Origin of the sequence: Bacteroides sp. AM44-19 (genome assembly GCF_003603395.1) — a bacterium.
Classification (GTDB): Bacteria; Bacteroidota; Bacteroidia; order Bacteroidales; family Bacteroidaceae; genus Bacteroides; species Bacteroides uniformis.
In genome coordinates this window covers 130559-154133 of the sequence record NZ_QTNB01000001.1, presented here as the reverse complement: position 1 = coordinate 154133, position 23575 = coordinate 130559, and the positions used below count along the sequence as shown (strand labels likewise).

General features: G+C 49.8%; 16 protein-coding genes and 1 tRNA gene. 10 read left to right on the top strand and 7 right to left on the bottom strand.

The annotated features are described in order from the left end of the window. Positions 1-149: 149 nt before the first annotated feature. From DW947_RS00785 to DW947_RS00775, 3 genes are read right to left on the bottom strand one after another with little or no spacing between them, the layout of a single operon-like run. Positions 150-2540, bottom strand: a complete 2391-nt coding sequence (locus DW947_RS00785; RefSeq protein WP_117962421.1) for an ABC transporter permease — start codon at positions 2538-2540, stop codon at positions 150-152. Next, entirely contained in the window at positions 2537-3532 is a 996-nt protein-coding gene (locus tag DW947_RS00780) for an HlyD family secretion protein (protein WP_016273657.1), read from the bottom strand. Before DW947_RS00780 ends, DW947_RS00785 begins: the two co-directional genes overlap by 4 nt. 12 nt (positions 3533-3544) lie before the next feature. Further along, the gene (locus tag DW947_RS00775; protein WP_117962423.1) at positions 3545-4972 is read right to left on the bottom strand and encodes a TolC family protein; all 1428 of its coding nucleotides are present in this window, start codon (positions 4970-4972) and stop codon (positions 3545-3547) included. A 176-nt stretch (positions 4973-5148) separates the two neighbouring features. On the opposite strand from DW947_RS00775, the gene DW947_RS00770 reads away from it, so the two are divergent. From DW947_RS00770 to DW947_RS00750, 5 genes are all read left to right on the top strand, one after another. Further along, on the top strand, positions 5149-6666 hold the full coding sequence (locus tag DW947_RS00770; RefSeq protein ID WP_182012120.1) for a cobyric acid synthase: 1518 nt from the start codon (positions 5149-5151) through the stop codon (positions 6664-6666). Beyond that, on the top strand, positions 6659-7693 hold the full coding sequence (locus DW947_RS00765; RefSeq protein WP_117962426.1) for a threonine-phosphate decarboxylase: 1035 nt from the start codon (positions 6659-6661) through the stop codon (positions 7691-7693). Before DW947_RS00770 ends, DW947_RS00765 begins: the two co-directional genes overlap by 8 nt. Positions 7694-7696: 3 nt before the next feature. Continuing rightward, a complete protein-coding gene (cbiB, locus tag DW947_RS00760) occupies positions 7697-8665 on the top strand; it encodes an adenosylcobinamide-phosphate synthase CbiB (RefSeq protein ID WP_117962428.1) in 969 nt (322 codons plus the stop codon). A 108-nt stretch (positions 8666-8773) separates the two neighbouring features. After that, on the top strand, positions 8774-10654 hold the full coding sequence (locus DW947_RS00755) for a sensor histidine kinase (RefSeq protein ID WP_117962430.1): 1881 nt from the start codon (positions 8774-8776) through the stop codon (positions 10652-10654). Next, entirely contained in the window at positions 10651-12612 is a 1962-nt protein-coding gene (locus tag DW947_RS00750) for a sensor histidine kinase (RefSeq protein WP_117962432.1), read from the top strand. Before DW947_RS00755 ends, DW947_RS00750 begins: the two co-directional genes overlap by 4 nt. On the opposite strand, the gene cobC is transcribed toward DW947_RS00750, so the two are convergent. From cobC to cobU, 4 genes are read right to left on the bottom strand one after another with little or no spacing between them, the layout of a single operon-like run. Then, a complete protein-coding gene (gene cobC / locus DW947_RS00745; RefSeq protein WP_044467839.1) occupies positions 12593-13132 on the bottom strand; it encodes an alpha-ribazole phosphatase in 540 nt (179 codons plus the stop codon). The genes DW947_RS00750 and cobC overlap by 20 nt on opposite strands. A 16-nt stretch (positions 13133-13148) precedes the next feature. Then, the gene (gene cobS, locus DW947_RS00740; protein ID WP_117962434.1) at positions 13149-13892 is read right to left on the bottom strand and encodes an adenosylcobinamide-GDP ribazoletransferase; all 744 of its coding nucleotides are present in this window, start codon (positions 13890-13892) and stop codon (positions 13149-13151) included. A gap of 1 nt (position 13893) precedes the next feature. Further along, entirely contained in the window at positions 13894-14931 is a 1038-nt protein-coding gene (gene cobT, locus DW947_RS00735; protein WP_044467841.1) for a nicotinate-nucleotide--dimethylbenzimidazole phosphoribosyltransferase, read from the bottom strand. A 30-nt stretch (positions 14932-14961) separates the two neighbouring features. Beyond that, entirely contained in the window at positions 14962-15483 is a 522-nt protein-coding gene (gene cobU, locus DW947_RS00730) for a bifunctional adenosylcobinamide kinase/adenosylcobinamide-phosphate guanylyltransferase (protein WP_087332474.1), read from the bottom strand. A 141-nt stretch (positions 15484-15624) separates the two neighbouring features. Here cobU and DW947_RS00725 point away from each other — a divergent pair. The 5 genes from DW947_RS00725 to DW947_RS00705 all read left to right on the top strand — a co-directional run bounded on the left by DW947_RS00725 (position 15625) and on the right by DW947_RS00705 (position 23560). Then, positions 15625-15697: transfer RNA gene (locus tag DW947_RS00725), tRNA-Gly, on the top strand. A gap of 335 nt (positions 15698-16032) precedes the next feature. After that, positions 16033-16779: a FadR/GntR family transcriptional regulator gene (locus DW947_RS00720; protein ID WP_005829254.1), complete on the top strand. Its 747-nt coding sequence runs from the start codon at positions 16033-16035 to the stop codon at positions 16777-16779. An 11-nt stretch (positions 16780-16790) separates the two neighbouring features. Next, a complete protein-coding gene (locus tag DW947_RS00715) occupies positions 16791-19259 on the top strand; it encodes a sodium:solute symporter family transporter (protein WP_087332473.1) in 2469 nt (822 codons plus the stop codon). A gap of 37 nt (positions 19260-19296) precedes the next feature. Further along, on the top strand, positions 19297-20214 hold the full coding sequence (locus tag DW947_RS00710) for a dihydrodipicolinate synthase family protein (RefSeq protein WP_005829247.1): 918 nt from the start codon (positions 19297-19299) through the stop codon (positions 20212-20214). A gap of 166 nt (positions 20215-20380) precedes the next feature. Continuing rightward, a complete protein-coding gene (locus DW947_RS00705; protein WP_005836952.1) occupies positions 20381-23560 on the top strand; it encodes a SusC/RagA family TonB-linked outer membrane protein in 3180 nt (1059 codons plus the stop codon). The last annotated feature ends 15 nt before the right edge of the window (positions 23561-23575 follow it).

Sequence of the window (23575 nt, the reverse complement as noted above, 5' to 3'; positions counted from 1 at the left end):
ATATTCCTATTAAACCATGTTATAAATGAGACCGTCATGGACAGAAATTTTGGATATTTCGGGGAAGTCCGTACATTTGCAATGTGTTTTTCATAGTATTAGATTTAAGGTTAACAAAAGATTGGCTGTCTGGGATAGATAGCCTTTTTTTATGCCTTCACTTTTCCTTTTCCGTAGAGGTGGCGTGTAGTGCAGAGCGCCAAAGTTCCATAGACCAATACTTGTATCCACATCGTCAGCATCTGCGGCCATACGTCGGCCAGCGTTCCACCCATTGAATTCAGTTTTACAAAAGCAAGTACGGCAGGACCTGCCGGAAACAGATAGTGGGCTGCCTGCCAATACCATGGCATCAGCTCCAGCGGATAGGACACGCCCGAAAGGAAGATATAGCCCACAGAGAAGAAGGCTATCATCAGTAACGGCGCTTCGGAGTCTGTAAACCAGCGGGAGACGGCCAGGGCAAGGAAACTCGTGCCCAGCAGGAAGGGTATCATCATTGTGACGATGTCTCCTCCGCTGCCGATGTGGGGGATGCTGAACAGATGCGGCAGCAGTCCCAGCAGGAATAGGGAGAACACCACATACAGCATGAAGTATACGAAGGTCCTGCCCCCGACAATCCGTAATGTATCCTTCAATGAGTCGGCACGCATCAGCCGTATTCCTTTTCTTCGGGCTTCCGCTTCCTCGCCCGTTAGCATGGCAATCACCATCAGCATCGTCTGGAAGATGATGACAATTAGGACGGCGGGAATCAGATAGGAACCGTAGCCCTCCGTATAGTTGTAGAGCGCCGTGCCGGACACGCTGACGGGAGCGGACGAAGCCACTGCCAGCAACCCTTGCGGAGGTAGGAATACGGTGCCCTCCATGCGGTGGGCATCGTTCACGGCAAGCATGACGCGCGCACTGGATTCTTGCAGTCCTTTGAAGTTGAGGAAAGCGTCCGTGGCGGCATAGAGTACGAAGACCGAAGTTTCGCCCCGTGCCACACGTGCCTCGAAGTCGGCAGGCAGGTAAAGGATGCCTGCCACGTCGCCCTGCTTCATCCATTGGCGGGCTTCGAGGATGTTGGGTGTCTGGCCGTAGACGGCGGTCTGGGGAGTGGCGTCGAGCAGTCGGATGTATTCGCGGCTGAGGGCAGAGTGGGAGAGGTCTACCACTGCGACAGGAGCCTTGCGCACCAGGTTGGGGGCGTACATGTAGTTGTAGAGCAGTCCGTAGAGGAAGATACCGCCTGCCAGCACGAGCAGGATGGCGGGATTGGTGGCGATGGCATGCCACTCGTGGCGGATGACGGAAGCTGTTGACAATGCGGTAGGTGGGCAAGGTGATGGGGAGGCGGAGATTGCTTCTTCCCTTATCTCTTTTTTTATCCACCATTTCAGCAACGGCAGTATCAGCAGTGCCGTCAATAGGAAGATGAAGAGTGTAGCTACCGACTGCCAGAAGTAGGCAAACCCTGCATCGAAGTAAATCATGGCTTGTGCCGCCTCCGTGAAGTGCCGCACGGGGAAGAGGTAGGAGGCCGCATGCACGGGCGCATACATGGCTGTAACGGGAAACGTGACTCCGGACAGCGTAGCCCCCAACGACCCCACCATGGATACTACACTGATGATATAGGCAATCTTGGGAAAGACAGAATAGATAAAGACCGCCAATGCCTGGGTAGCGATGATGAAGAGCACGGTCACTGCATTCATCAGCCACAGACTGCCAGCGGAGGGGATATGTAGCGGGCCGAACAGTACATAGTTTGCCAGGATACCGATGGACGAGAAGATGAGGGTATAGGGCAGCAGTTTCCCTGCTACGGCAGTGAGGATATTGCCTCGTGCCATCTCCAGCCATTCGCCGGCGCTGCCGAATTTCAGTTCGCTGCCTATGGAGTAGACGGTGGTGAGCAGGATGAGTATCTGGAACAGTACGAAAAAGAAAGGCTGGCTCAGGTAGATGGAGTAGTCCATGTCCGGATTGTAGAGGGGATGGGTACTGGCTTCTACGGGGAGCAGAAAGGTCTGTATCTGTTCTCCGCTGACTCCCAGAGCTTCGGCCTGCATCACGATGGGCGAGAGCGCCACGGGGGCAAGCGTATTCTCGAACGCCGCCATCAGCTCGCTGCCTACCGAAAGAAGGGCATAGTGGTAATAATAGGTGAGCGTTGCGCCAGTTCCCGTCACCGCCTTCTGTTCGAAGCGGGGCGGGATGACGAGGTAGCCGTATATGTCCTTCTGTTGCAATGCCCGGCGGGCGTCGGCTTCGTCGGTGAAGTGCTCCGTCACACGGAAGGTGGGGGCGGCAGAGATGCGCCGGGAGATATTGCGCGAAGTGGCAGTGTTGTCCAGGTCGACGATACCCACGGGAATGTTCTCCATCTGTCCGTTTCCGAAGATGGTGGCCATGAAGAACAGACAGAGTAAGGGTAGCACGACGCAGACGCCGAGGTATAGACGGCGGGAGGTCATGCGGTGCCATTCGCGACGGATAACCATGCGAAGCGCTTTCATTGCGCAGCCAAATTCTTTATCTTTCATTTTTCATTCTTCATTTTTAAAAGTACGGACATCCCCGGTCTCAATCCCTCTACCTGCTGTGTGGGACGTGCGTGTATCTCGAACGTCTGCATGTCATAGCTGCCCGTCTGTTTGGTGGATTTCCAGGTGGCGAAGCTGCCCAGCGGACTGATGTAATAGATGCGGAATTCAATGTCCTTGCCGTCGATGGCGGGGACATCGGCACGGAAAGTGCCTCCCATCTTGAACTGCGGCATCAGGTCCTCGCGTATGTTCAGTACCACGTGTGCATCGTCCATCACGACAAGGCTCATGATGGGAGTGCCGGGGGCCACCAGCTCTCCGCGTTTGGGGAAGATGGTGGCTATCTGGCCGTCTTCGGGAGCAGTCAGGCGGGAGTCGACGAGGAGGGAGGAGACTTCATCGACGGTGCTTCGCGCCGCTTCCACCAGGCTGCGGGCCGAGGCGCGGTCCTCGCTCTGCGCTCCGTCTACGGCCATCTGGTATTGCTCGTAGGCGGCACGTTCGGCGGCTTGGGCGGCTTTGTACATGGCTTCCACCTCGTCACGCCGCTGGGAGGTGACGACACTGTCCTTATAAAGCGTTACAATGCGCTGGTAAGTGGTCTTGGCGAGGGCAAGGTCGCTCTGCGTCTTGTTCCAGAGTTGCCGGGCGGTGGCCACAATCTGGCGGCGGGTACCGGCGTCTATCTTCTTGTTCTGCTCCTGGGCCACCTGCTCCAGGGCATTCACCTGGCGGTATTTGGCTTCGATGGTGGGGCTGTTGATGACGACAAGCGTATCGCCTGCCTTCACCCAGTCGCCCTCTTGTACGAGGAAGGAGTCCACACGTCCGGGCAGCTTTCCGCTGATACGTATTTCCGTTGCTTCCACTTGTCCTTGCAGGACCAGGGGCTGCCGGCTCATGAGTAATATGCCGGCAAGCGAAATGATGACCGTTGCGGCCAGGATAATGACGAATGCAATGCTGATGCTTTTATTATTGATTTTCATAAAGGGTAGGTTTTAATAAGTTGTCTCGAAATATTTCTCGAACCGTTCCGGCGTTCCGCAGATAGCCAGCAGGTTCATCAGTGCCACATCATATTCGTAGTAGGCTGCCAGACGCGCCACGCGGACGGTTGCCAGCATCGTTTCCGCATCTACGACCTCGGTACTGGTTGCCATGCCTTCGGTAAAGGATTTCTTGCGGATTCGCACCAGCTCTTCGCTCAGTTCGATGGTGGTATTCAAGGCGCGTACGTTGTCTTGTGCCTTTTGCAGTTGGGTGTAGAGCTTGTCGATGCCTACGCTCAGGTCTTCTTTGGCTTTTTCTTGTCCCAGGGCAAGGGTCTGTTGGGCTATCTTCGACTGGCGGATGCGCTTCTCACGTGCCAGTCCGTCGAACAGGTTCCAGGTGAATCCCACGCCTACGATGGTGCGGGGGACGAGGTTGCTTTGTATGCCGTGGGCATAGAGGGTCTGCTTGCCGAATACGGCGATGTCCGGCAGGTAGCCGCTCTGGTCGATGCGGAGCTGCTGGCGGGCAATCTGTGACTGCAGTTGCAGTTGGTTCACGGTGTAGTTCTCCACCCGCATGGCTTGCAGGAACTCCTCTTTGGCGGGCAGTTGGTCGTTGATGAAAAGCTCCGAAGTAGGATGGATGCTGCATGTGTCTTGCAGGTTGAGCAGGGTGCGCAGGGCACTTTGCACGACGGAGGCCTCCTTCCGGGCAGCCTCCAGTGAACGGGCAGCTTCATCCATATTCACTTGGGCAAAGAGCCGGCCTGCCTTGTCTATCATGCCGGCAGCTTCCAGTTTAAGGGCATTCTGGTAATGGCGTTGCAGGCTGTTGTAGGTCTCCTGCCGCACGCGTACTACCTCTTGCGCAAGTTTCAGCCCGAAGTAGCTTTCTGCCAGCAGGGTGCGTTGCGTGGCATCGGTCTGTCCCCGGTTTTCGCGGGCGATGTCTATCATGGTGTTGCCTATCTTCGAGGCCCGGATGCGCTTGCCGCCGGAGAATACGACCCATTCGGCGGTCAGGCCGACGGAAGTCAGGTTGCGTGGAGCCAGTGGAAAAGCGAGGGTATGGGAGCCTATCTGGTCGAGTATGCTGCTGATGAATTGGTCGTCCGGCACGATGTTGTGCACAAAGTCTTTTGCCGGGTCGGTGAACTGGGAAAGGGGCTGTTTTACCTCTATCTTTTCGGAAAGATGCACGAACGTACCGGCACCTTGCAGGGAGGGGTACCAGAGGGCATTCAGTTTGTCACGTTCCGCACGGGCGGCTTCAATTCCCTTGTCAGCTATTTTCAGGCTGCGGTTGCCGTTTTGCATCTGCCTTAGGGCATCACCGAAGCTAAGGGGAAGGGAGGTTTGTGCAGCCACTTCACCGATGGCAAGCAGCACGCAGGCAGCAACCGGAAAAAATCTCCGGCATGATAGATTATTCATAAGTTCGTTCGGTTTAGGGGTTCTTGTTTCTCTAAACAAGAGGAGGTGGGAATTGTTCAGTAGTCATCTTTTTGAATAGAACGTTACAAATATAGGAATAGTTTCCGAAGATATGGCTTATGAATGGGAGAGATATTCGGATTTGCACTATCTTTGCATTCGCTAAAATGGAATTTATGGAGAAACTTCATCCGATTATGTTTGCCGGGACGGGCAGTGATGTGGGAAAGAGCATCATTGCTGCCGCCTTCTGCCGCATCTTCAAGCAGGACGGCTATCAGCCCGCACCGTTCAAGGCACAGAATATGGCGCTCAATTCATTTGCCACTCCCGAAGGGCTGGAGATAGGCCGTGCCCAGGCTGTGCAAGCAGAAGCCGCCGGAGTGCTTTGCCACACGGACATGAATCCGCTACTGCTGAAACCACAGTCGGACCATACCTCGCAGGTTGTCCTTAACGGGCGTCCTATCGGCAACCGCAATGCTTATGAGTATTTCCGCAAGGAAGGACGCGACGAGCTGCGCCGGGAGGTTTGTGCTGCCTACGACCGCCTTGCCGCCCGCTATAATCCCGTCGTGCTGGAAGGCGCGGGAAGCATCTCCGAAATCAATCTGCGGGATACCGACCTTGTCAATCTGCCGATGGCCCTGCATGCCGGAGCCGATGTAATTCTTGTGGGCGACATTGACCGTGGCGGTGTGTTTGCCAGCGTCTACGGTTCGCTGATGTTGCTTCGTCCCCATGAGCGGGAGCGAATTAAAGGAATTCTTATCAACAAGTTCCGGGGGGATATACGTCTCTTCGAGTCGGGCATTACGATGCTGGAGGAGCTTTGCGGCATTCCCGTTGTCGGGGTGGTGCCTTACTACCGTGATATCTACATTGAAGAAGAAGACTCCGTGGCGCTTGCCGCAAAGTCTGTCCGTGCCGAGAAGGGAAAGGTGAACATCGCCGTCATTCTGCTGCGCCACCTCAGTAACTTCACCGATTTTAATGTCCTGGAACGTGACCCGCGCGTACATCTCTTCTATACCAACAATGTGGATGAGTTGGCAAAGGCCGACGTCATCCTGCTGCCCGGCTCCAAGAGCACACTTAATGACCTTTACGAATTGCGCCGTAACGGTGTGGCGGCTGCCATCATCCGTGCCCACCGTGAAGGTGCCACCGTGATGGGTATCTGCGGCGGCTATCAGATGATGGGGCAGGAGGTGCTCGACCTTGAGCATGTGGAGGGGGACATTGAACGCCTGCCCGGACTGGGACTGTTGCCCATCAGTACCCGCATGTCGGGAGAGAAGGTGACCCGTCAGGTGAAGTTCGGTCTGTGCAATCCCCATTCTCCATCTTCCACTCTCCATTCTCCATTCATGCAGGGCTATGAAATCCATATGGGAGTGACCACCCCTGTGGAAGGTACTCCCGATTCTCCCTTGAATCTTTTGGAGAACGGCTCTACCGACGGTTACTGCGTGGACTCCACCTGCATGGGGACCTATATTCATGGCATTCTCGACAATCCGGAATTCATAGATTTCCTGCTTGCGCCTTTTGCAGACAAACTGTCCGGGAATGCCGGCGCTTTCGATTACCATACATTCAAAGAAGAACAATACGATAGGCTTGCCGAGCACGTGCGTCGCCACGTTAACCTGCCGCTTATCTACCAAATATTGACAAAGAACCATGATTGAAGGACACGGAGACGATTCCTATAAATACAGCCGTCCCATTACGGCAAACTTCAGCTCGAACGTTTACAACAGGGTAGACCTCTCTGCCTTGAAGGCGCATCTGTGTGCCCGGATTGACGGCATCGGCAACTATCCCGAACCGGAGCCTTACACGCTTGAGGCCTGCCTTGCCCGCCGCCACCGTCTTCCTGCCGAGGCAGTGTGCGTGACGAACGGAGCTACCGAAGCCATTTATCTCACCGCACAGACTTTCCGCGGGACAAACACCGCCATTGTGCAGCCCACTTTCAGTGAATATGCCGATGCCTGCCGCATGCACGGCCATCGGGTCACTTCCCTCTATCGGCTTCCTGCGGAGAGCGAGGGGTATCGCTTGTCGGAAGAGGTGCGCATGCTGTGGCTGTGTAATCCCAACAACCCTACCGGAACGGTTGTGGAGAAGGAATATCTGGCAACACTTATTAGTCATAATCCGCAGGTATGTTTCGTCATCGACCAGTCTTACGAGTTTTTCACCTTGCGTCCGCTTTTCTCTGCTGCCGAGGCGGCAGAGTTTCCCAACGTCTTGCTGCTGCACTCCATGACCAAGCGTTATGCCGTTCCCGGTCTGCGACTGGGATATGTCACCGGCGCCCCCCACCTGCTGCACCGTCTGCGTACTAACCGTATGCCCTGGTCGGTCAACCAGCTTGCCATTGAGGCAGGGCTCCATCTGTTGGAACATGATGTTCCCAATCCGCTGGATGTGGCGTCTTACTTGCAAGAGGCTGCCCGCCTGCGCAGTGCGCTCGAGGCATTGGGAGGACTGGAGGTATGGGCCACCGAAACCCATTTCATGCTGGTGTGCCTCCGTATGGGCAAGGCTTCCGCCTTGAAAGACTATCTGGCCGGGGAGCATGGCATCTTGATTCGGGACGCCTCCAACTTTGACGGGCTGAATGAGCACTTCTTCCGCATAGCCGCCCAGAGCCGGGAGGAGAATGACAGGCTTGTAAAAGCAATAGGACAATGGCTTGAGGAGGAATAACCGATGGAAGAAGATGTACTTATACTTTTGGGTGTCGCCTTCAACTTGAACCTGCCGCTTCTCACTGCCTGGCTGCTCGACCATTGGCTGGGCGACCCGGCGTGGCTGCCCCATCCGGTTGTGGCTTTCGGCAAAGCCATTTCTTTCTGTGAGCACCGGTTGAACCGGGGCGATTTGCGTTTTCTGAAAGGTGCGTTTGTGGCGGTGTCTCTTGTCTTGGGGGTATACGTCATTACGCTTTTGTTGCTCCGCTTGGCGGCACTCTTTTCTCCGGGCATGCTTCTGACGGTGCAAATATTGCTGATATTCTATTGCTTGGCGGGCACTACGCTGGTTCGCGAGGTGCGTATGGTGTTCAAGGCGGTGGACCGTTCCTTGGAGGAAGGGAGGATGCAAGTGGCACGTATCGTAGGGCGTGATACGTCTGCACTCTCGGCGCAGGAGGTGAGAACCGCGGCATTGGAGACTTTGGCAGAGAATTTGAGTGACGGGGTAGTTGCCCCCTTGTTCTGGTATCTGCTGTTGGGAGTTCCGGGCATGCTTGCCTATAAGATGGTGAACACGCTGGATTCCATGGTCGGCTACAAGAATGAACGCTATCGTCGGTTCGGCTGTTTTGCTGCCCGTTTGGATGATGTTGCCAATTATATTCCCGCCCGTCTGACAGCCTTTCTGATGGTACTGGTTTCCGGTCGCCTTTCCTTGTTTGCTTTTGTGGGCAGATATGGCAGCCAGCATGCCAGTCCCAATTCCGGTTATCCGGAAGCCGCCCTTGCCGGTATTTTGAATTGCCGTTTCGGGGGTCCGCACAACTATTTCGGCGAGGAGGTATGGAAACCTTATATCGGTTCTAATGAACGGCCTCTGAAGACGGAAGATATGCGTGTGGCTGTCCGCATCAACCGGCGTGTGGAGTGGTGGATGGTGGTTGCCGTAATAGTGACATCGACCTTGGCTTCCTTTTGTTTTTAAAATGTTGTTATTTTAACTGATTCTTTGTCCGTTCCAAAAAGATATAATATCTTTGCAAGACCGCGTTGCATTAAAAATGTAACTTTTAAAGCAGACAAAGTCTTATAAATGAGGATAAAGCAACTATATATATTCCTTTTCTTTATTTGGTTCGGGAGCACAATAATTGCATCGACAACAGATAAAGCGGATTCTTGGACTAAAGAAAAGGAAAGTATAGTCCATGAGGTCATCTCCACTTTTCACAACAGCCTCGGTTTCGACTATCTGACCCGGGAGGAGTGTGACTCGCTGAATGCCGACGGCCTTTTGTCCCAATTGGATGAATCCCAGCGCTACTACACCTATTTCGAACTGGAAAGGATACTTATAAAATCCTCCCTTTTCCGTGGAGAAATCCGTATGGCCATTGCCCAGAGCGACCAGATGTACTCCAAAGCCCGCGCGCTTGCCTACCCCTTCGGCAATGCCCTTGCGCTGAATGCCATGGGAGAGGTGTACAGCTATACCGGCAGGCTCCGGGAAGCCGGTGCCGCTTATGAAGAGTCCTTGAGACTGCTGGATGGGATGGACGGGGAGGATGTGCATATCCGTATGCTACTGGTGGAACTGATAGATTATAACCTGCGCATACGGAATGTAAACGGCGCCTCGCGTTATCTTGCACGTCTGAACCTCTATCCGGAAGACCGGCTTTCTCCGCTGGAGCTGGCCATGCGCCACATCTCCAATGCTTCCTGCCAATTATTCAAGGGTGACTTGAAAGCTGCCAGCCATTGTCTGGTACAGATAGGCCAGCTTGAAACGCAGCTGATTCCGGAGATACGGCAATACCTTCTGATTATAGATGCCCGTTATCTGGTGGCCACCGGAGAGCATGAGGCAGCCTTGACCGCCTACAATGATTTCCTTCAAACCGAATATGCCCGGATAAACCATAACATCTACAAGGAAGCTCTGCTCGAAAAAGCGGATTTACTGGTGAAGATGGGAAACAAGGAAGAAGCCTACGGACAGTACGGCAAGGTCTTTTCGTATATCAAGACTTCGTTCGAGAAGAACTATCCCAAGGAGATAGACCGGCTCTGTACCCGTTTCCAGGCCGACCAACTGGCCTACCAGAACGAACGCGACCGCATTGTATCCATGCGTTTCTATCTGGCAGGCATCACTGTGTCCGTACTGTTTCTGATATTCCTCCTGGTGTTGGGCTGGAAGAAAATATTCCGTTTGAAGCATTCCCAAATGCGGCAGGAGGCGATGAAGGAGAAAGCGGTGCAAGCCATACAACGGAAGAATATGTTTCTTTCGAACATGAGCCATGAGGTACGTACACCGCTGAATGCCATTGTCGGATTCTCGGCGGTACTGACGGATGAGGACGAGTCGTTCGATGACGAATCGCGCCGGGAATTCTCCGAAATTATCAAGGTGAATTCCTTTCAGTTGCTGAAACTTATCAATGACATTCTGGATTTCTCGGATTTCGAGAATGACAATATAACCTTCAACATCCGCACGCATGATGCCGTGAAGTTGTGTAATGAGGTCGTGGAGACCGTGATGGCCTCGCGCAAGCTGGAGGTTGAAATGCGTTTTGACACGGATTTGTCCGTCTTGATGCTGGATACGGACGATGCGCGCCTCCGCCAGGTCTTGATAAACCTGCTGGTGAATGCCGCCAAGTTTACGGAACAAGGCTCCATTGTGCTGGAACTGAAGATGGCTGATGCCGGTACGGCACTTTTCTCCGTGACGGATACCGGATGCGGCATTCCACCGGAGAAGCAGCACTTGATTTTTGAACGCTTTGAAAAGCTGAATGATTTTGTGCAGGGAAGCGGACTGGGCCTTTCCATCTGCCAACTGATTGTGAAATATATGAACGGCAAGCTGTGGGTGGACAGTGGGTACACCCGTGGCGCGCGTTTCTGCTTTACACATCCTTTGAAGTATAATCCCGCATTACACGGAGGAACGGCGCAATGAAACGAATACTGATTCTCATCCATGTTTTGTTTTGCGGATATATCTGTCCGCTGCTGGCAGAAGACACGGGGGCTGTCCGGTATCAGGACAGCATCCTGAAGGTTGCCGATGCCCTGCCGGCCACCCTTGTCCGGCTGACGTATCTCCGTGACATGGCCTACAAGCACCAGTATGCTCCCTATAACATGACTTTTTCCACCCGTCTGTACGAGGAGGCGCGGCGGCAGAAGAACGCTTTCTATGAGAATATGGGCGCTTACTATCTGGCGGCATGTTATGACAAGAAACACGACCCGGACAGTCTGTCGTATTGGGTGGATGTGCTGAAGGATTTTGTCTCCCAGGTAGGCACTTACGATTATTATCTGGAGCAGAAGGCTGCCATCAGCCGCGCCCTGGCTTCCAAGAGACAGATAGAGAAAGCGGTGTATGTGGCTAAGGAGACGTTGGAGGAATCAAAACTCCGCCATAGCAATAACGGGATGATAGCGGCGTATAACAGCTTGGGATGTGCCTACGGAGTGTCCAGCCGCCCGAATGAGGCACTGGACTCTTTCTTGGAGGCTTACCGGAATTTCTCTCCCCAGACAAAGGCCAGCCTGAAGGTGGATATACTGTCGCGTATTGCCCAGGTATACGGCAATGGCGGTAAAGACAGCTTGAAGCTGCCCTATTTGCATGAAATGGACATGACGTTGCAGACGGTTATTTCCAAAGAACCCGAGACAAGGAAGAACTGGAGCAATTTCGAGATTGACTGCGAAGTGAAGTATATCCTGCACTACATGAACCGGAAGAACTTTACAGTGGCGCACGAGCATATCGAGAAAGTAAAGAAACTGCTTGAACCGCATGTAGATCCCGTCTTTTGGCTGAATGTCCAGTTGATACAGCTTCAATACTATGCCAAGACCGATGAGTATGACAAAAGCATCGCATTGATAGACGAGGTGACCCCTACGGTACTGAACAACTACGTCTCCACCTTTGCCACTTTGATAAACTACAAGGCGAGTACGCAATATGACAAGGGGGACATTGACGGGGCCATCGAGACCCGGCGCTACCTCATACGCAAGCAGGATTCGCTGAACAATGCCTTCTCGGCCAACCAGTTGAAGCAGGTGAAGGAGATTTACCACATTGACGAGCTGTTGTTGGAGAAGCAGAAGATTCAGGACATGAATTACCGTATAGGATTTATATTCCTGGGCGTCTGCCTGCTGCTGATGCTGCTTTTCTACTTGTATACGCGCTATGTCTCCGGAAAGATTGCTGTCGTAGAGAAGAAGACGGCTGAAGCCGCTTTGCAGGCAGAGACGGACAACATCGCGAAGGAACGTCTGAAATCGGAAATCAGCCATGATATACGTACTCCGCTGAATGTGGTGGTGGGCTTTGCCGAATTGCTGACCGGAAAGGAGGAGCTGGATAAGGAGACTAAGAGGGAATACGGGCAGATGATTCAGACCAATGCGGAAAGTCTGCTGAATTATGTCAACAGCATTCTGGAATTGTCCCGCTTGGAGTCCGGCAAGATTCAGTATGAGGACGAGGAGTGTGACATTATTCAGTTGTGCAGTGAGGTGCTGGATAAAGTGAACGGCCGTGAGGAGAGCACTGTGTCTGTCAGCCTGCAGACCGACCTCAAGGAACAGCTTGCGAGGACAGACCGAAGGTGGTTCGATACATTGCTTGTCAGCATGCTGACTCCGTCAGAGAATGACACTGCCCGTTATGAGGCGATTATCCGCATCAGACGCGACCGGAGTAAACCGCTCCTTTATTTCGACGTGGTCAACACCCCGTTTGCAAAGGTACATTTTGAGAATAAAACGAGCTTGATTCGCCATGAAATCAATGCCCATTTTATTCATTATTTTGGAGGTATCTACAAGGTGCAAACCGAAGCGGAGGAAGGCCCTACTATTTCGTTCACTATTCCTTGTCGAGATTGATGCGGACGATGCCGCCGTAGGGCGTCAATGCGTCGAAGGCTTCTTCGGCTTTGAGGATTCCGGCATAGAGTTGCGCGCAGATGAGTACGCCGCCATGTGCGAAGATGGCAACGCGCGTATAGGGCTTCTTCTTTAATTCGTCCAAAAACTGGCTGACACGCCGGTATTGCATAGTAAAAGATTCTCCACCGGTAGCTGCCACGTTCATGTAGTCGGCATACCATTCCTGCAAGCGTGGGTCTTCATTCTGCTCGAACGGCTTCATCTCCCAGTCGCCAAAATTGATTTCCATAATCCGTTTGTCCCGTTCTGCATCGGGATAGCCGCAATAGGTGGCGAGGCGCACGCAGCGGGTTAGGGGACTGGTGTAGACGTGGTCGAACGGAAGGTATGCCTTCAGGTTTTCTGCCGTCACGGCGGCTTCCGTTTCAAACGTGGGTTTCAGGGGAACATCGGTCTGACCGTAGCACATCCCCGGAGGAACATCTACCGAAGTGTGTCGAATGAGTATTACTTCCATCTTTAATTTTCAGTTGTTAATTTATAATTAGAATAAGGCTTCCCAAGTAGAAGGACAGTTCGCATAGCAGGAAAGTGGCCCCGCAGCAGTCACCCGTATATCCTTGTAGGCGCCGCTTCATCAATCGGTAGAGCAGGAAGAAGGTGAGCAGTGGGAAGAGGGTGGCAATCCACAGTTTTATAGGCAGCAGCAGTACGAAAGGAAGCAGACCGCAAAGAAATCCGGCCAGTAACTCGTGCCAGCTCATGCGGTTGTAGACGGTCTTGCTTTTGCTGTCTTCCTCTTTCCGGGCATAGGGCAGGTAGTTGACAATCTGGGAGGCACAGAATTTGGACCAGCAGTCACCGCTGAGCACAAGGATGCAGAGAAGTCCCAGTGGCAGGTGATGAAGTTGGAACAACAGCAGGAAATAGCATATCAATCCGATGACACCGTAGCTTCCGATGTGGGAATCCTTCATGATGGCAAGAGTCCGTTCTCGGGTGGTGCCGCCACCAAAGCCGTCGAGGAAGTCCGCCAGTCCGTCTTCGTGCAGGCAACCGGTGACAAGCAGGCGTGCGATGAGGGCAAGAATCCATGCCAATGACACCGGCATAATCTGTCCGGCAAGCCACAGCACTGCCGCCATCACGCCTCCCGTCAGCCAGCCTACAAGCGGCCAATAGGGAACCACATGCTTGAAACACTCTGCCGGTACTTCCTTGATTTTCCAGAAGGGCAGTCGGGTGAGCATGATGAATGCTGCTAAGATATTATTCATGTTAAAAGTATTTGGTGATGGAGGCATGTGCAAAGTTATCCATTTCATTGAGCATCCGCACGGCCGAGTCGACAATGGGATATGCACAGATGGCCCCCGTTCCTTCTCCCAAACGCAGCCCCAGATTCAGCAGCGGACGGGCATGCAGGGCGTCGAGTACCAGTTTGTGGCCCGACTCGTCTCCGCAGTGTCCGAAGATGGCGTAATCCGTCACTTCCGGGTAGAGCCTGGCGGCGGCAAGCAGGCAGTTGGTCATGATGAATCCGTCAACAAGGATAATCATCCTCAGCTCGGCAGCTTGCAGCATGGCGCCTATGGCCATTACCATTTCCAGTCCACCAAAGTAGCGGATGATGTCCCGGGGAGAGCCGTCGCCTTTGTAATTCTCCATAGACTGTTTCAGCACTTCGTATTTGTGGCGGATGCCCGCGCTGTCGAGTCCGCTACCTGCGCCGACACATTGTTCCAGAGGAATACCGGTAAAGCAGGTCATCCACAAGGAGGATGAAGAGGTGTTTCCGATACCCATTTCACCGAAGCTGAGGACATTGCTGCCTTCTTCATGGCATTGGCGCACCACCTCGGCACCCCGTTCCAGGCACATCTCCATTTCCTCTTCCGTCATGGCTGCCTCGTGCAGATAACTCCGGGTGCTTTTACGTACTTTCATATTGATGATGCCTTTCTCGTAGGGGAGGTCGTAGTCTACTCCTGCATCTACTATTTTCAGGGTAAAGCCGTGCTGCCGGCAGAGAAAATTGACACCTGCCCCTCCATGAAGGAAGTTGCTGATTTGCTGCCAGGTGATTTCCTTTGGAGACAGACTGACACCTTCTTCTACAATGCCGTGGTCGGCGGCGAAGATAATGTTTTGCGGATGTTTCAAGGTGGGGGATAATGTCTGTTGTATGAGTCCGATTTGGAGTGCCAGTTCTTCTAAAATGCCCAATGAGCCTTTGGGTTTGGTCAGGTTGTTGATTTTGTCAATCAATGCGGGACGGATTGACTCGTCCGGACGGGTGATATGAAATGTTTTCATCAGTCTGTTGAATTTTAATTGTTTGTTGTTTTATGAATGAGTGTTTTTTACGGTAAGTGGGATGCCGGATACCATCAGTATCACTTCGTCGGCACGGGCGGCTACATATTGGTTCATCCAGCCTTGCATGTCCGTGAACTTTCGTTGCAGTTCGTTCTCGGAAGTTCCTCCCATACCTATTTCATTGGTTACAAAGATGAAGGTTGCGTCTTGTGCCGTGAAGCGGTCGAACTCTGCCTTTACTGCGGCAAGTGCCCGGTCGGTATCAGACTCGAGGTCGAAGAAGAAATTGGTACACCACAGGGTGATGCAGTCTATCAGGACAACCCGTCCCTCCAGCCGGTGGCGGCTGAGTTCTTTCTGCTCTTCGATGTTTGTCCATTCCGGTCCCCGGCGTTCCTGATGTCGGATTACCCTCTGGCGGAATTCTTCGTCCCAAATGCGTGCTGTGGCAAGATAAACGGGAGTGGGAGAGAGCTCGAGTGCCAGCTTTTCCGCATAGGTGCTTTTGCCGGAACGTGCTCCTCCGGTGATGAGTATGATTCGTTTCATTGGTATTTAGTCTGTATTTTGAAAGAATATCTTTGTTTTCCCGAGCAAAAATAGGAAATATTTGACGAAACGTTTGTTTTTTTAGGAAGGAATTTATTAACTTTGCCACCGTTTTTAAGGCATGACCTTGGAAATGTTTATGCGGCAGTAGCTCAGTTGGTAGAGCATCAGCTTCCCAAGCTGAGGGTCACGAGTTCGAGTCTCGCTTGCCGCTCTTTATAAAAGGCTGAATACTTAGTTATTCAGTCTTTTTCTTTTTTAAGAACATTCATTCTCAGGTATTAATAATTCTTCTAAACTATTTTTTAAGCTGCACTTATATTGTTTTTCCCCTTTTTCTGTTTTTCTTATTGTTTGTTCGCATATGTAATATAGCCGAAATATATATTACATCGTGAATAGTAAATTTGCAAAAATGCAACACTTTAAAAGTTAATAAATATAAAAGAAGTGATAATATATTCTTTATATGTTGCTTTTATTAAAAATTATCCATTTATTTGTCTGACAAATAATACTAATAGGACTAATAATAACACGATTTAATATATGGAAAACTTAAAAATTGATGGGCAGTCGATTACTTTGGTAGACCAAGTGGAAGACAAGTTATTGAATTATTTCAGAAGTCAGGACTTGAAAGTGGGTGATTCTATCCCTAACGAAATTGAGTTGTCGTCAGCGTTGGGGGTAGCTCGTAGTGTTCTTCGGGAAGCTCTTAGCCGTCTGAAAATGATGGGAATGATTGAAAGCCGTACACGTCGTGGAATGATATTAACTGAGCCTTTCATCTTAGGGGGAATGAAGAGAGTGGTTGATCCCCGTATTATGAGCCAGGAATCACTTCTCGATCTTTTGGGATTTAGGGTTGCCTTGGAGATAGGAATCAGTAGTGACATATTTCATAATATTAAAGAGCAGGATATTATGGAACTGGAAGAGATTGTTAATGCAGGCGTTGCATTGGGGAACAACGAATATGCCAATCTCAGCGAATATACTTTCCATTCAAAACTATACGAAATAACGGGGAATAAGACGATTGTACAGTTCCAAAGCATCATTCATCCGGTTATGAACTTTGTAAAAACCAATTTGAGGGAACGGGTGGAAGCCATAAATATAGAATTGGAGAAAAAGGGAAAGATTGTAACTCACACCGATTTATTGAACTTTATCAAGAATAAGGATGAAATGGGCTACAGAAATGCTATCGAGCAACACTTTTATGTCTATAAGAAGCTGATTTATGATAGGGCAGTGTTAGGAGAACAGAATAAGGGTCAATCACAATAAAAATATGACAAATGACACGGATTGTAAATAATTGTGTTGCATTGGTATGCCTTTGTTTGTTTTGGGGGCAAAGCCTAAGAGCTGCAGATGCTTCTCATTCTGAGCAGATAAAGTGGGGCAACGAGAGTGTTTTTAATGAGGACCACAACACTTTGGGGCTCTTTTCCGGAGTACTTGGCGGACAAATTGTATTGGCAGGCGGCACTTCCGACGATTATAGCCGATGGGGAAGAAATGCGGTATGCCTTTCTGAAAATGCCGGATTCGCTTTGTATGAAGATGTGTTGTCCAAGCCGTTGGCTTATGGCGCTTCCATAACACTCTCTGACGGTATCTTGTGTATTGGAGGGCGTGATTCTTCCCAATGCTACGAAGATGTATTTTTTGTCACAATGCAGCAGGGCAAACTGAATGTTTCGGAAGATTGGCCGCCACTTCCTTTTCCGTTGTCTAACGCGGCAGGAGCACTACTGGACAATAAGGTATATTTGTTTGGAGGCAGGAAGTCGGTAAGTCCGTCCAGGTTATCGGATTCTTTTTTTGTGCTGGACTTGTCGAACAAGTCCAGAGGATGGAAAGAACTACCGGGCTATCCGGGATGCGTCCGGGAAGATGCAATTCTCGTGGTACAGAACAACGGCGTTTCCCCTTGTCTGTATTTATTGGGTGGACAGACGGAAACGGAAGAAGGGTTGTCTTCTTGCTTGACTGATGGATATGTCTATAACCCCCAATTGGGTAAATGGAGTTCATTAGGTTCGGATTTTCCGAAAGGAATATGTGCTGCTGTCGCCAGCGGAGCCAACCATATACTTCTTTTTCAGAAAGAGCCGGAAGATACACAGCATCTTAAAAAAGAGAATGCTTTATGGAAATACCATACAATTACGCAGACTCTTGTCAAGTCTGAATGTATTCCAGGTACCTATGACACCATGCAAGTCTTGCAAAGAAACCGTTCCTTCGTTATACTCGGTAGCAATGCCAGTTCCGGAACGAATAGACTGTACAGCCTTCAAGGGGATATTGTTCCTTTGGAAAAGGGGTTGGGACTTGTCAATATCCTTGTGATTATCGGTTATTTTGCCGTATTGGCCGGAATTGGAATTTACTTTTCACGGCGCCAGAAAAGTACGAATGACTATTTCAAGGGTGGAGGACGCATTCCGTGGTGGGCTGCCGGGCTGAGTCTTTTCGGAACCGCGTTGAGTGCCATCACCTTCATGGCTATACCCTCCAAGGCATATGCCACTAACTGGAGTTATGTGTTGTTCAATACCGGTATTGTGTTTGTTGCCCCCGTCATTGTTTATGTCTTTATTCCTTTTTTCCGGAGATTGAATATAACGACTGCCTATGAATATCTGGAGATACGTTTCAATGTCTTTATCCGGGTTATTTGCAGTCTGGCCTTTATTATTTTCCAGGTAGGGCGTATGGGCGTTGTGCTTTTTCTGCCCTCCATTGCTTTGAATGTGGTGACTGGATTGGATATATTCCTATGTATCGGTATTATGGGAGTCTGTAGTATTCTATATACAATGATAGGGGGAATAGAGGCGGTTGTATGGACAGATGCCATTCAAGTAATTATACTGTTGGGAGGAGCGATATTTGCAGTGATATACATCTCGTGTTCTCTTCCCGGCGGATTGGGTGAAACGATTGATATTGCCGTGGCAAACGGTAAGTTCGATTTGGGAGCGACGAACTTTGACTTGAAGGATGCTACGATGTGGACCGTCATTATTGCCGCATGTTTTACCCATCTTACCACCTATGGGACGGACCAAAGTATGGTGCAGCGCTATCTCACTACCTCTTCGATGAAAGAGGCACGGAAGAGTGTATGGACCAATGCGATATTGACTGTTCCCGCCACACTGATTTTCTTCTTTATAGGCACTGCGCTTTATGCCTATTACAAAGTGTATCCTGAGAATCTGAGTATCAGTATTCCTAACGGCGATGCCATTTTTCCGTGGTATATTTTTACCCAATTGCCGGTCGGTATTGTAGGGCTGCTTATTTCGGGCATCTTCGCAGCGGCAATGTCCACTTTGAGCGGCAGTATGAATTCGGCAGCCACAGCTTATATAGTAGACATTTATTCACGTTTCTTTCATAAGGGAGAGGGTGGCAATGAATTGCATGCGGCACGTATGGCAACTTGTGTGATAGGAATCATTAGTCTATCTTTTGCTTTTCTTATGGCAACATGGAATATCGCTTCATTGTGGGACGAATTTAACAAGATACTCGGGCTCATATTGGGCAGTATGGGAGGACTGTTCATGTTGGGCATGCTTACCAAACGCGCCAATTCCGGAGGAGCAATCATTGGTATAGTCGCAAGTATCATCGTACAATTGTTTGTTGCCAGATTCCAGACGTTCCATTTGCTTTTGTACACGGCATCCGGCTTTATCTCATGTTTTGTCATAGGTTATCTGGCAAGCTTGTTCTTTAAGAAAAAATAGGTTTGAACCTATCATTAATTATAATATAATTTTATTTATGAACAAACGACTTTTAACAGGATTAATCGCTGCACCATTTACGCCAATGCACGAAGATGGTTCCTTAAATTTGCAGGTGATCGGGCCGTATGCAGAGTTTCTGATGCAAAAGAAATGTGTGACGGGAGTGTTTATTTGTGGCACGACGGGAGAATCCGTTTCTCTGACAACTGAAGAACGAAAGGCTGTTGCGGAAAAATGGATGGAGGCAGCCAAGGGAAAACTGAAAGTGATAGTGCATGTAGGTGGCATGTCGCAGGTTCAGTGTGCCGAGCTGGCAGCCCATGCGCAAGCTATTGGAGCTGATATGATAGCAGCCATGGCGCCCTGCTTTTTCAAGCCCGGTTCTGTAGATGAGCTGATAGGTTTTTTCAAGCCGATAGCTGCATCGGCTTCCCGCTTGCCGTTTTATTACTATAACATGCCGTCCATAACCGGGGTTTCCTTGCCGGTACACAAGTTCCTTATAGAGGGCAAGAAGCAAATTCCCAATCTGGTGGGAGTCAAGTTTACTCATAACAACCTGATGGAGATGCAGCAGTGCATTCATGCGGACGGTGGGGCGTTCGAAGTCTTGCACGGTTTTGATGAGATACTGATTACCGGATTGTCGGTTGGAGCTAAGGCTGCCGTAGGCAGTACCTACAACTATGTTCCGGGTATATACAAAGCTGTGATGGAAGCCATGGAAAAGGGAGACCTTGAAACAGCCCGTGAAATGCAATGGAAATCTGTTGAAATCATTGATGTGCTGATAAAGCATGGGGGAGGAGTCAGAGCTGGTAAGATATTCATGAAACTGGCAGGAATAGACTGTGGACCATGTCGATTGCCGATAGCTCCTTGTTCTGAAGAAGAGCTGGAGGAGACAAGAAACGAATTGAAAAATACGGAATTCTTCAAATACATTAATTAACTAAAAACGATTGCCTATGGAGATATTGCAACAATACATCCAATGAAAAAACTCATTGGCCAACTTAAGTTTGACCCCCGAAAAGGGAGGGGAAACGAGTATTGGCACTTCCCGTTTCCCCTTAAATAAATTACTGAAACAATTTATTATTAAAATCGTAACAAAGATGAGAAAAATATTTCATTTTCACCTCATAACTTTTCTACTATTTTGCCCATTTTTGCTTTGGGCACAAGAATTTAACCTATCAGGTGTAGTAGTGGACAATACTGGTGAAACTCTTCCAGGAGTTTCCATCGCTGTGAAGGGTACGACTCGAGGAGTTATTACGGATATGAATGGCGCTTTCCAGCTGAAAGTAAGCAAGGGGGAAACTCTTGTATTTTCCTATGTGGGCTATGATGAACAGCAAATCCTGATTACTAATCAAAAGATTCTTAACATCCGGATGGAACCGACCACCATGGGGCTGGATGAAGTGGTGGTTGTAGGTTATGGTACCCAATCCAAGCGTACCGTAACATCCGCCATCAGCAAGGTGGATGGAGAAACATTGAAGGCAACTCCTATCAATACTGTGGGAGAAGGGCTGAAGGGTAAAATTGCGGGTGTACGCGTGTACAATGAGAACAATACTCCGGGTGCAGAGGCTACGTTCTTGATTCGTGGTGGTTCATCTATCAGTCAGAGTAATTCTCCTCTTATATTAGTTGATGGCGTAGAGCGCAGTACAGCGGGTATCAATCCCAATGACATCGAATCTATCGAAGTCTTGAAGGATGCCGCTTCTTCTGCTATTTATGGTTCGCGTGCATCGAATGGAGTTGTCCTGATTACGACAAGAAAAGGAAAAAGCGGTGCTCCTCGAGTGACGTTTGAGGCTTCCTTTGCAAACGAGAATGTGGAGCGGATGATTGAGTATCTGGATGCTACCCAAGCTGTTACTATCATGCGCGATCGTTGGGCTTCCGGACCCAGTCCGGAAAAGTTATACCTTGACGGATATGCTTATAGTTCCGGCAATACGGATGCTTCCAAGTTTTCTACCCGTTACCTGAGGGATGGAGAGAGCATTCCGGCAGGATGGAAGTCTGTGGCTGATCCGTTGGATCCCAGTAAGACTTTGATTTTTGAAGATAATGATTGGGCCAGTACTTGTTTCAAGAATGCTCTTTGGCAAAATTATTATGTGGGGATAGAAGGAGGTACGGAGAAATTGAGCTATGTGGGCAGTATTGGCTATATGAAAGATTCCGGTGTAGGTGTAGGCACGGCATTCGACCGTTTCAATGCCCGTACTAATGTAACTGCCAAAATCAGAGAGAACCTGACTTTCAGTAGCAACATAGATTACAGCCAGACGAATAGCGAAGAGTATGCCAGTCAGTATCAGGTGATTTCCCGTGGACTGATGACCCCGGCTGTTCAACGTAAATATTGGGTGTCTGACAATGAATGGTACGGAACCCCGACGCCAGGTCCAAACTCTTCGTCTCCGAATCCGAGCTTCTACTCGTATTTTAATGATAACAATCAGCGTACCAACCGTTTGGGGTTAGTCGGCTCTCTTGATTGGGAAGTTTTGAAAGGATGGCATGCTGTGGGCACCGCTTCTTTGTTTACGCAAAACAGCCATGGAGATACATTCATGCGTGCCAACCCGATGAATGGAACGCGGAAGGCGACTACCAACATGACGGATGAGCAACGGAAGAAACTGGAATTCTACACCAGCTATACAAGAACGTTTGCCGATAAACACAGCATCAGTGCGATGGTAGGATATTCCTATCAGCAATATTTGTACAAGTATGTGTATGCTGCCACTACCGGACACAGCTCCGACAAGATACCGACATTGAACGGAGGTTCTGTTTATTCCGATGCAACGTCGACCAAGCAGGAAGATGTGAATATCGGTTATTTCGGCCGATTGAACTATGATTATCTGAAAAGATATATGTTGACTGCTACTTTCCGTGAGGACGGCTCTTCCCGTTTTGCCAAAGGCAACCAATGGGGATTCTTCCCCGGATTGTCTGTCGGATGGGTTATGAGTGATGAGCCTTTTATGCAGAATATCGGTTTTATAAGTAATTTGAAGTGGCGTGGCAGTTATGGGCAGACCGGTAACAACTCCATCGGCTATTACGATGCATTAGGATTGTATGCCATTACCACCAGTTACGATCAAAGTGCTGCGACCGTTTCTTCGGCCATGCCTAACAAGGCTCTTGAATGGGAGACTTCCACACAATTGGATTTAGGTTTTGATTTAGGCTTGTTCAAGAACCGCATCATTCTGGGTATCGATTACTTTAATAAGATTACGGATAACCTGATTACTTCCAAAGTATTGCCCAATACGTCGGGATACGGTTCCATCCTTACCAATCTTGGAAAAGTACGTTTCCGTGGTTTCGATGCTGAAATAACAACACGTAACATTGTCAAGAAGGATTTCACGTGGGAATCTAAATTCACCATTACTTACGTAAAGAACAAGGTGCTTAAACTGCCCGAAAACGGACGGGACAAGAACCGCCAGGGAGGATACTCTGTAAAAATGCAGGATGGCACGACCAAAGAATTCGGAGGTGTTGCCGAGGGTGAACCGTTGGGGCGTTTCTATGGATATAAGAAAGACTTTATCATTACAACTCCCGAGCAGGCTGCCAATGCCCGTTATGACACCTCATCCAAAGGTTGGGACTGGACCACGAAACAGAAACTGGGTGTCGGAAAAAAGACTATCGGAGACTATGAGTGGAAAGACCTGAACGGAGACGATATCATCAACAGCAATGATATGTTCCTGCTGGGAAATACGATTCCCCATACCACCGGAGGTTTGAACAATACTTTCACTTACAAGGGCTTCACTTTGAATGTCTATCTTGATTTTGCTTTGGGGCACTCCATTTCCAATGGTTATCTTCAACGCCAGATGTGTAATTTCATGAATGGAAACACCAGCCTGCCTGCTGAAATCCTAAAATGCTGGAATGTGGGGGATGACCCGAGTAAGGCCAAGTATGCCCGTTTCTCAGGCAATGACTCCGATGAGTTGAATAAGAATTTCCGGGACAACTCCGATGTTTTCACCCAGAAAGCAGATTATCTCTGTATCCGTGAAATCTCTCTGCAATATGCTCTGCCTCAGGCATTGCTGGCAAAGATTGGTCTGAAAGGGCTGGTATTGACCCTGGCCGGAAACAATCTGCATTATTTTACGGAAGTAATAGGCCTTTCGCCCGAAGTAGGTGCATCAAGCACTTATTCCGGCAGTTTCAATACCTATCCGCCTATCCGTAAGTTCTCTATCGGATGTAAAGTTACTTTGTGATAAAAGAAGTTTAAT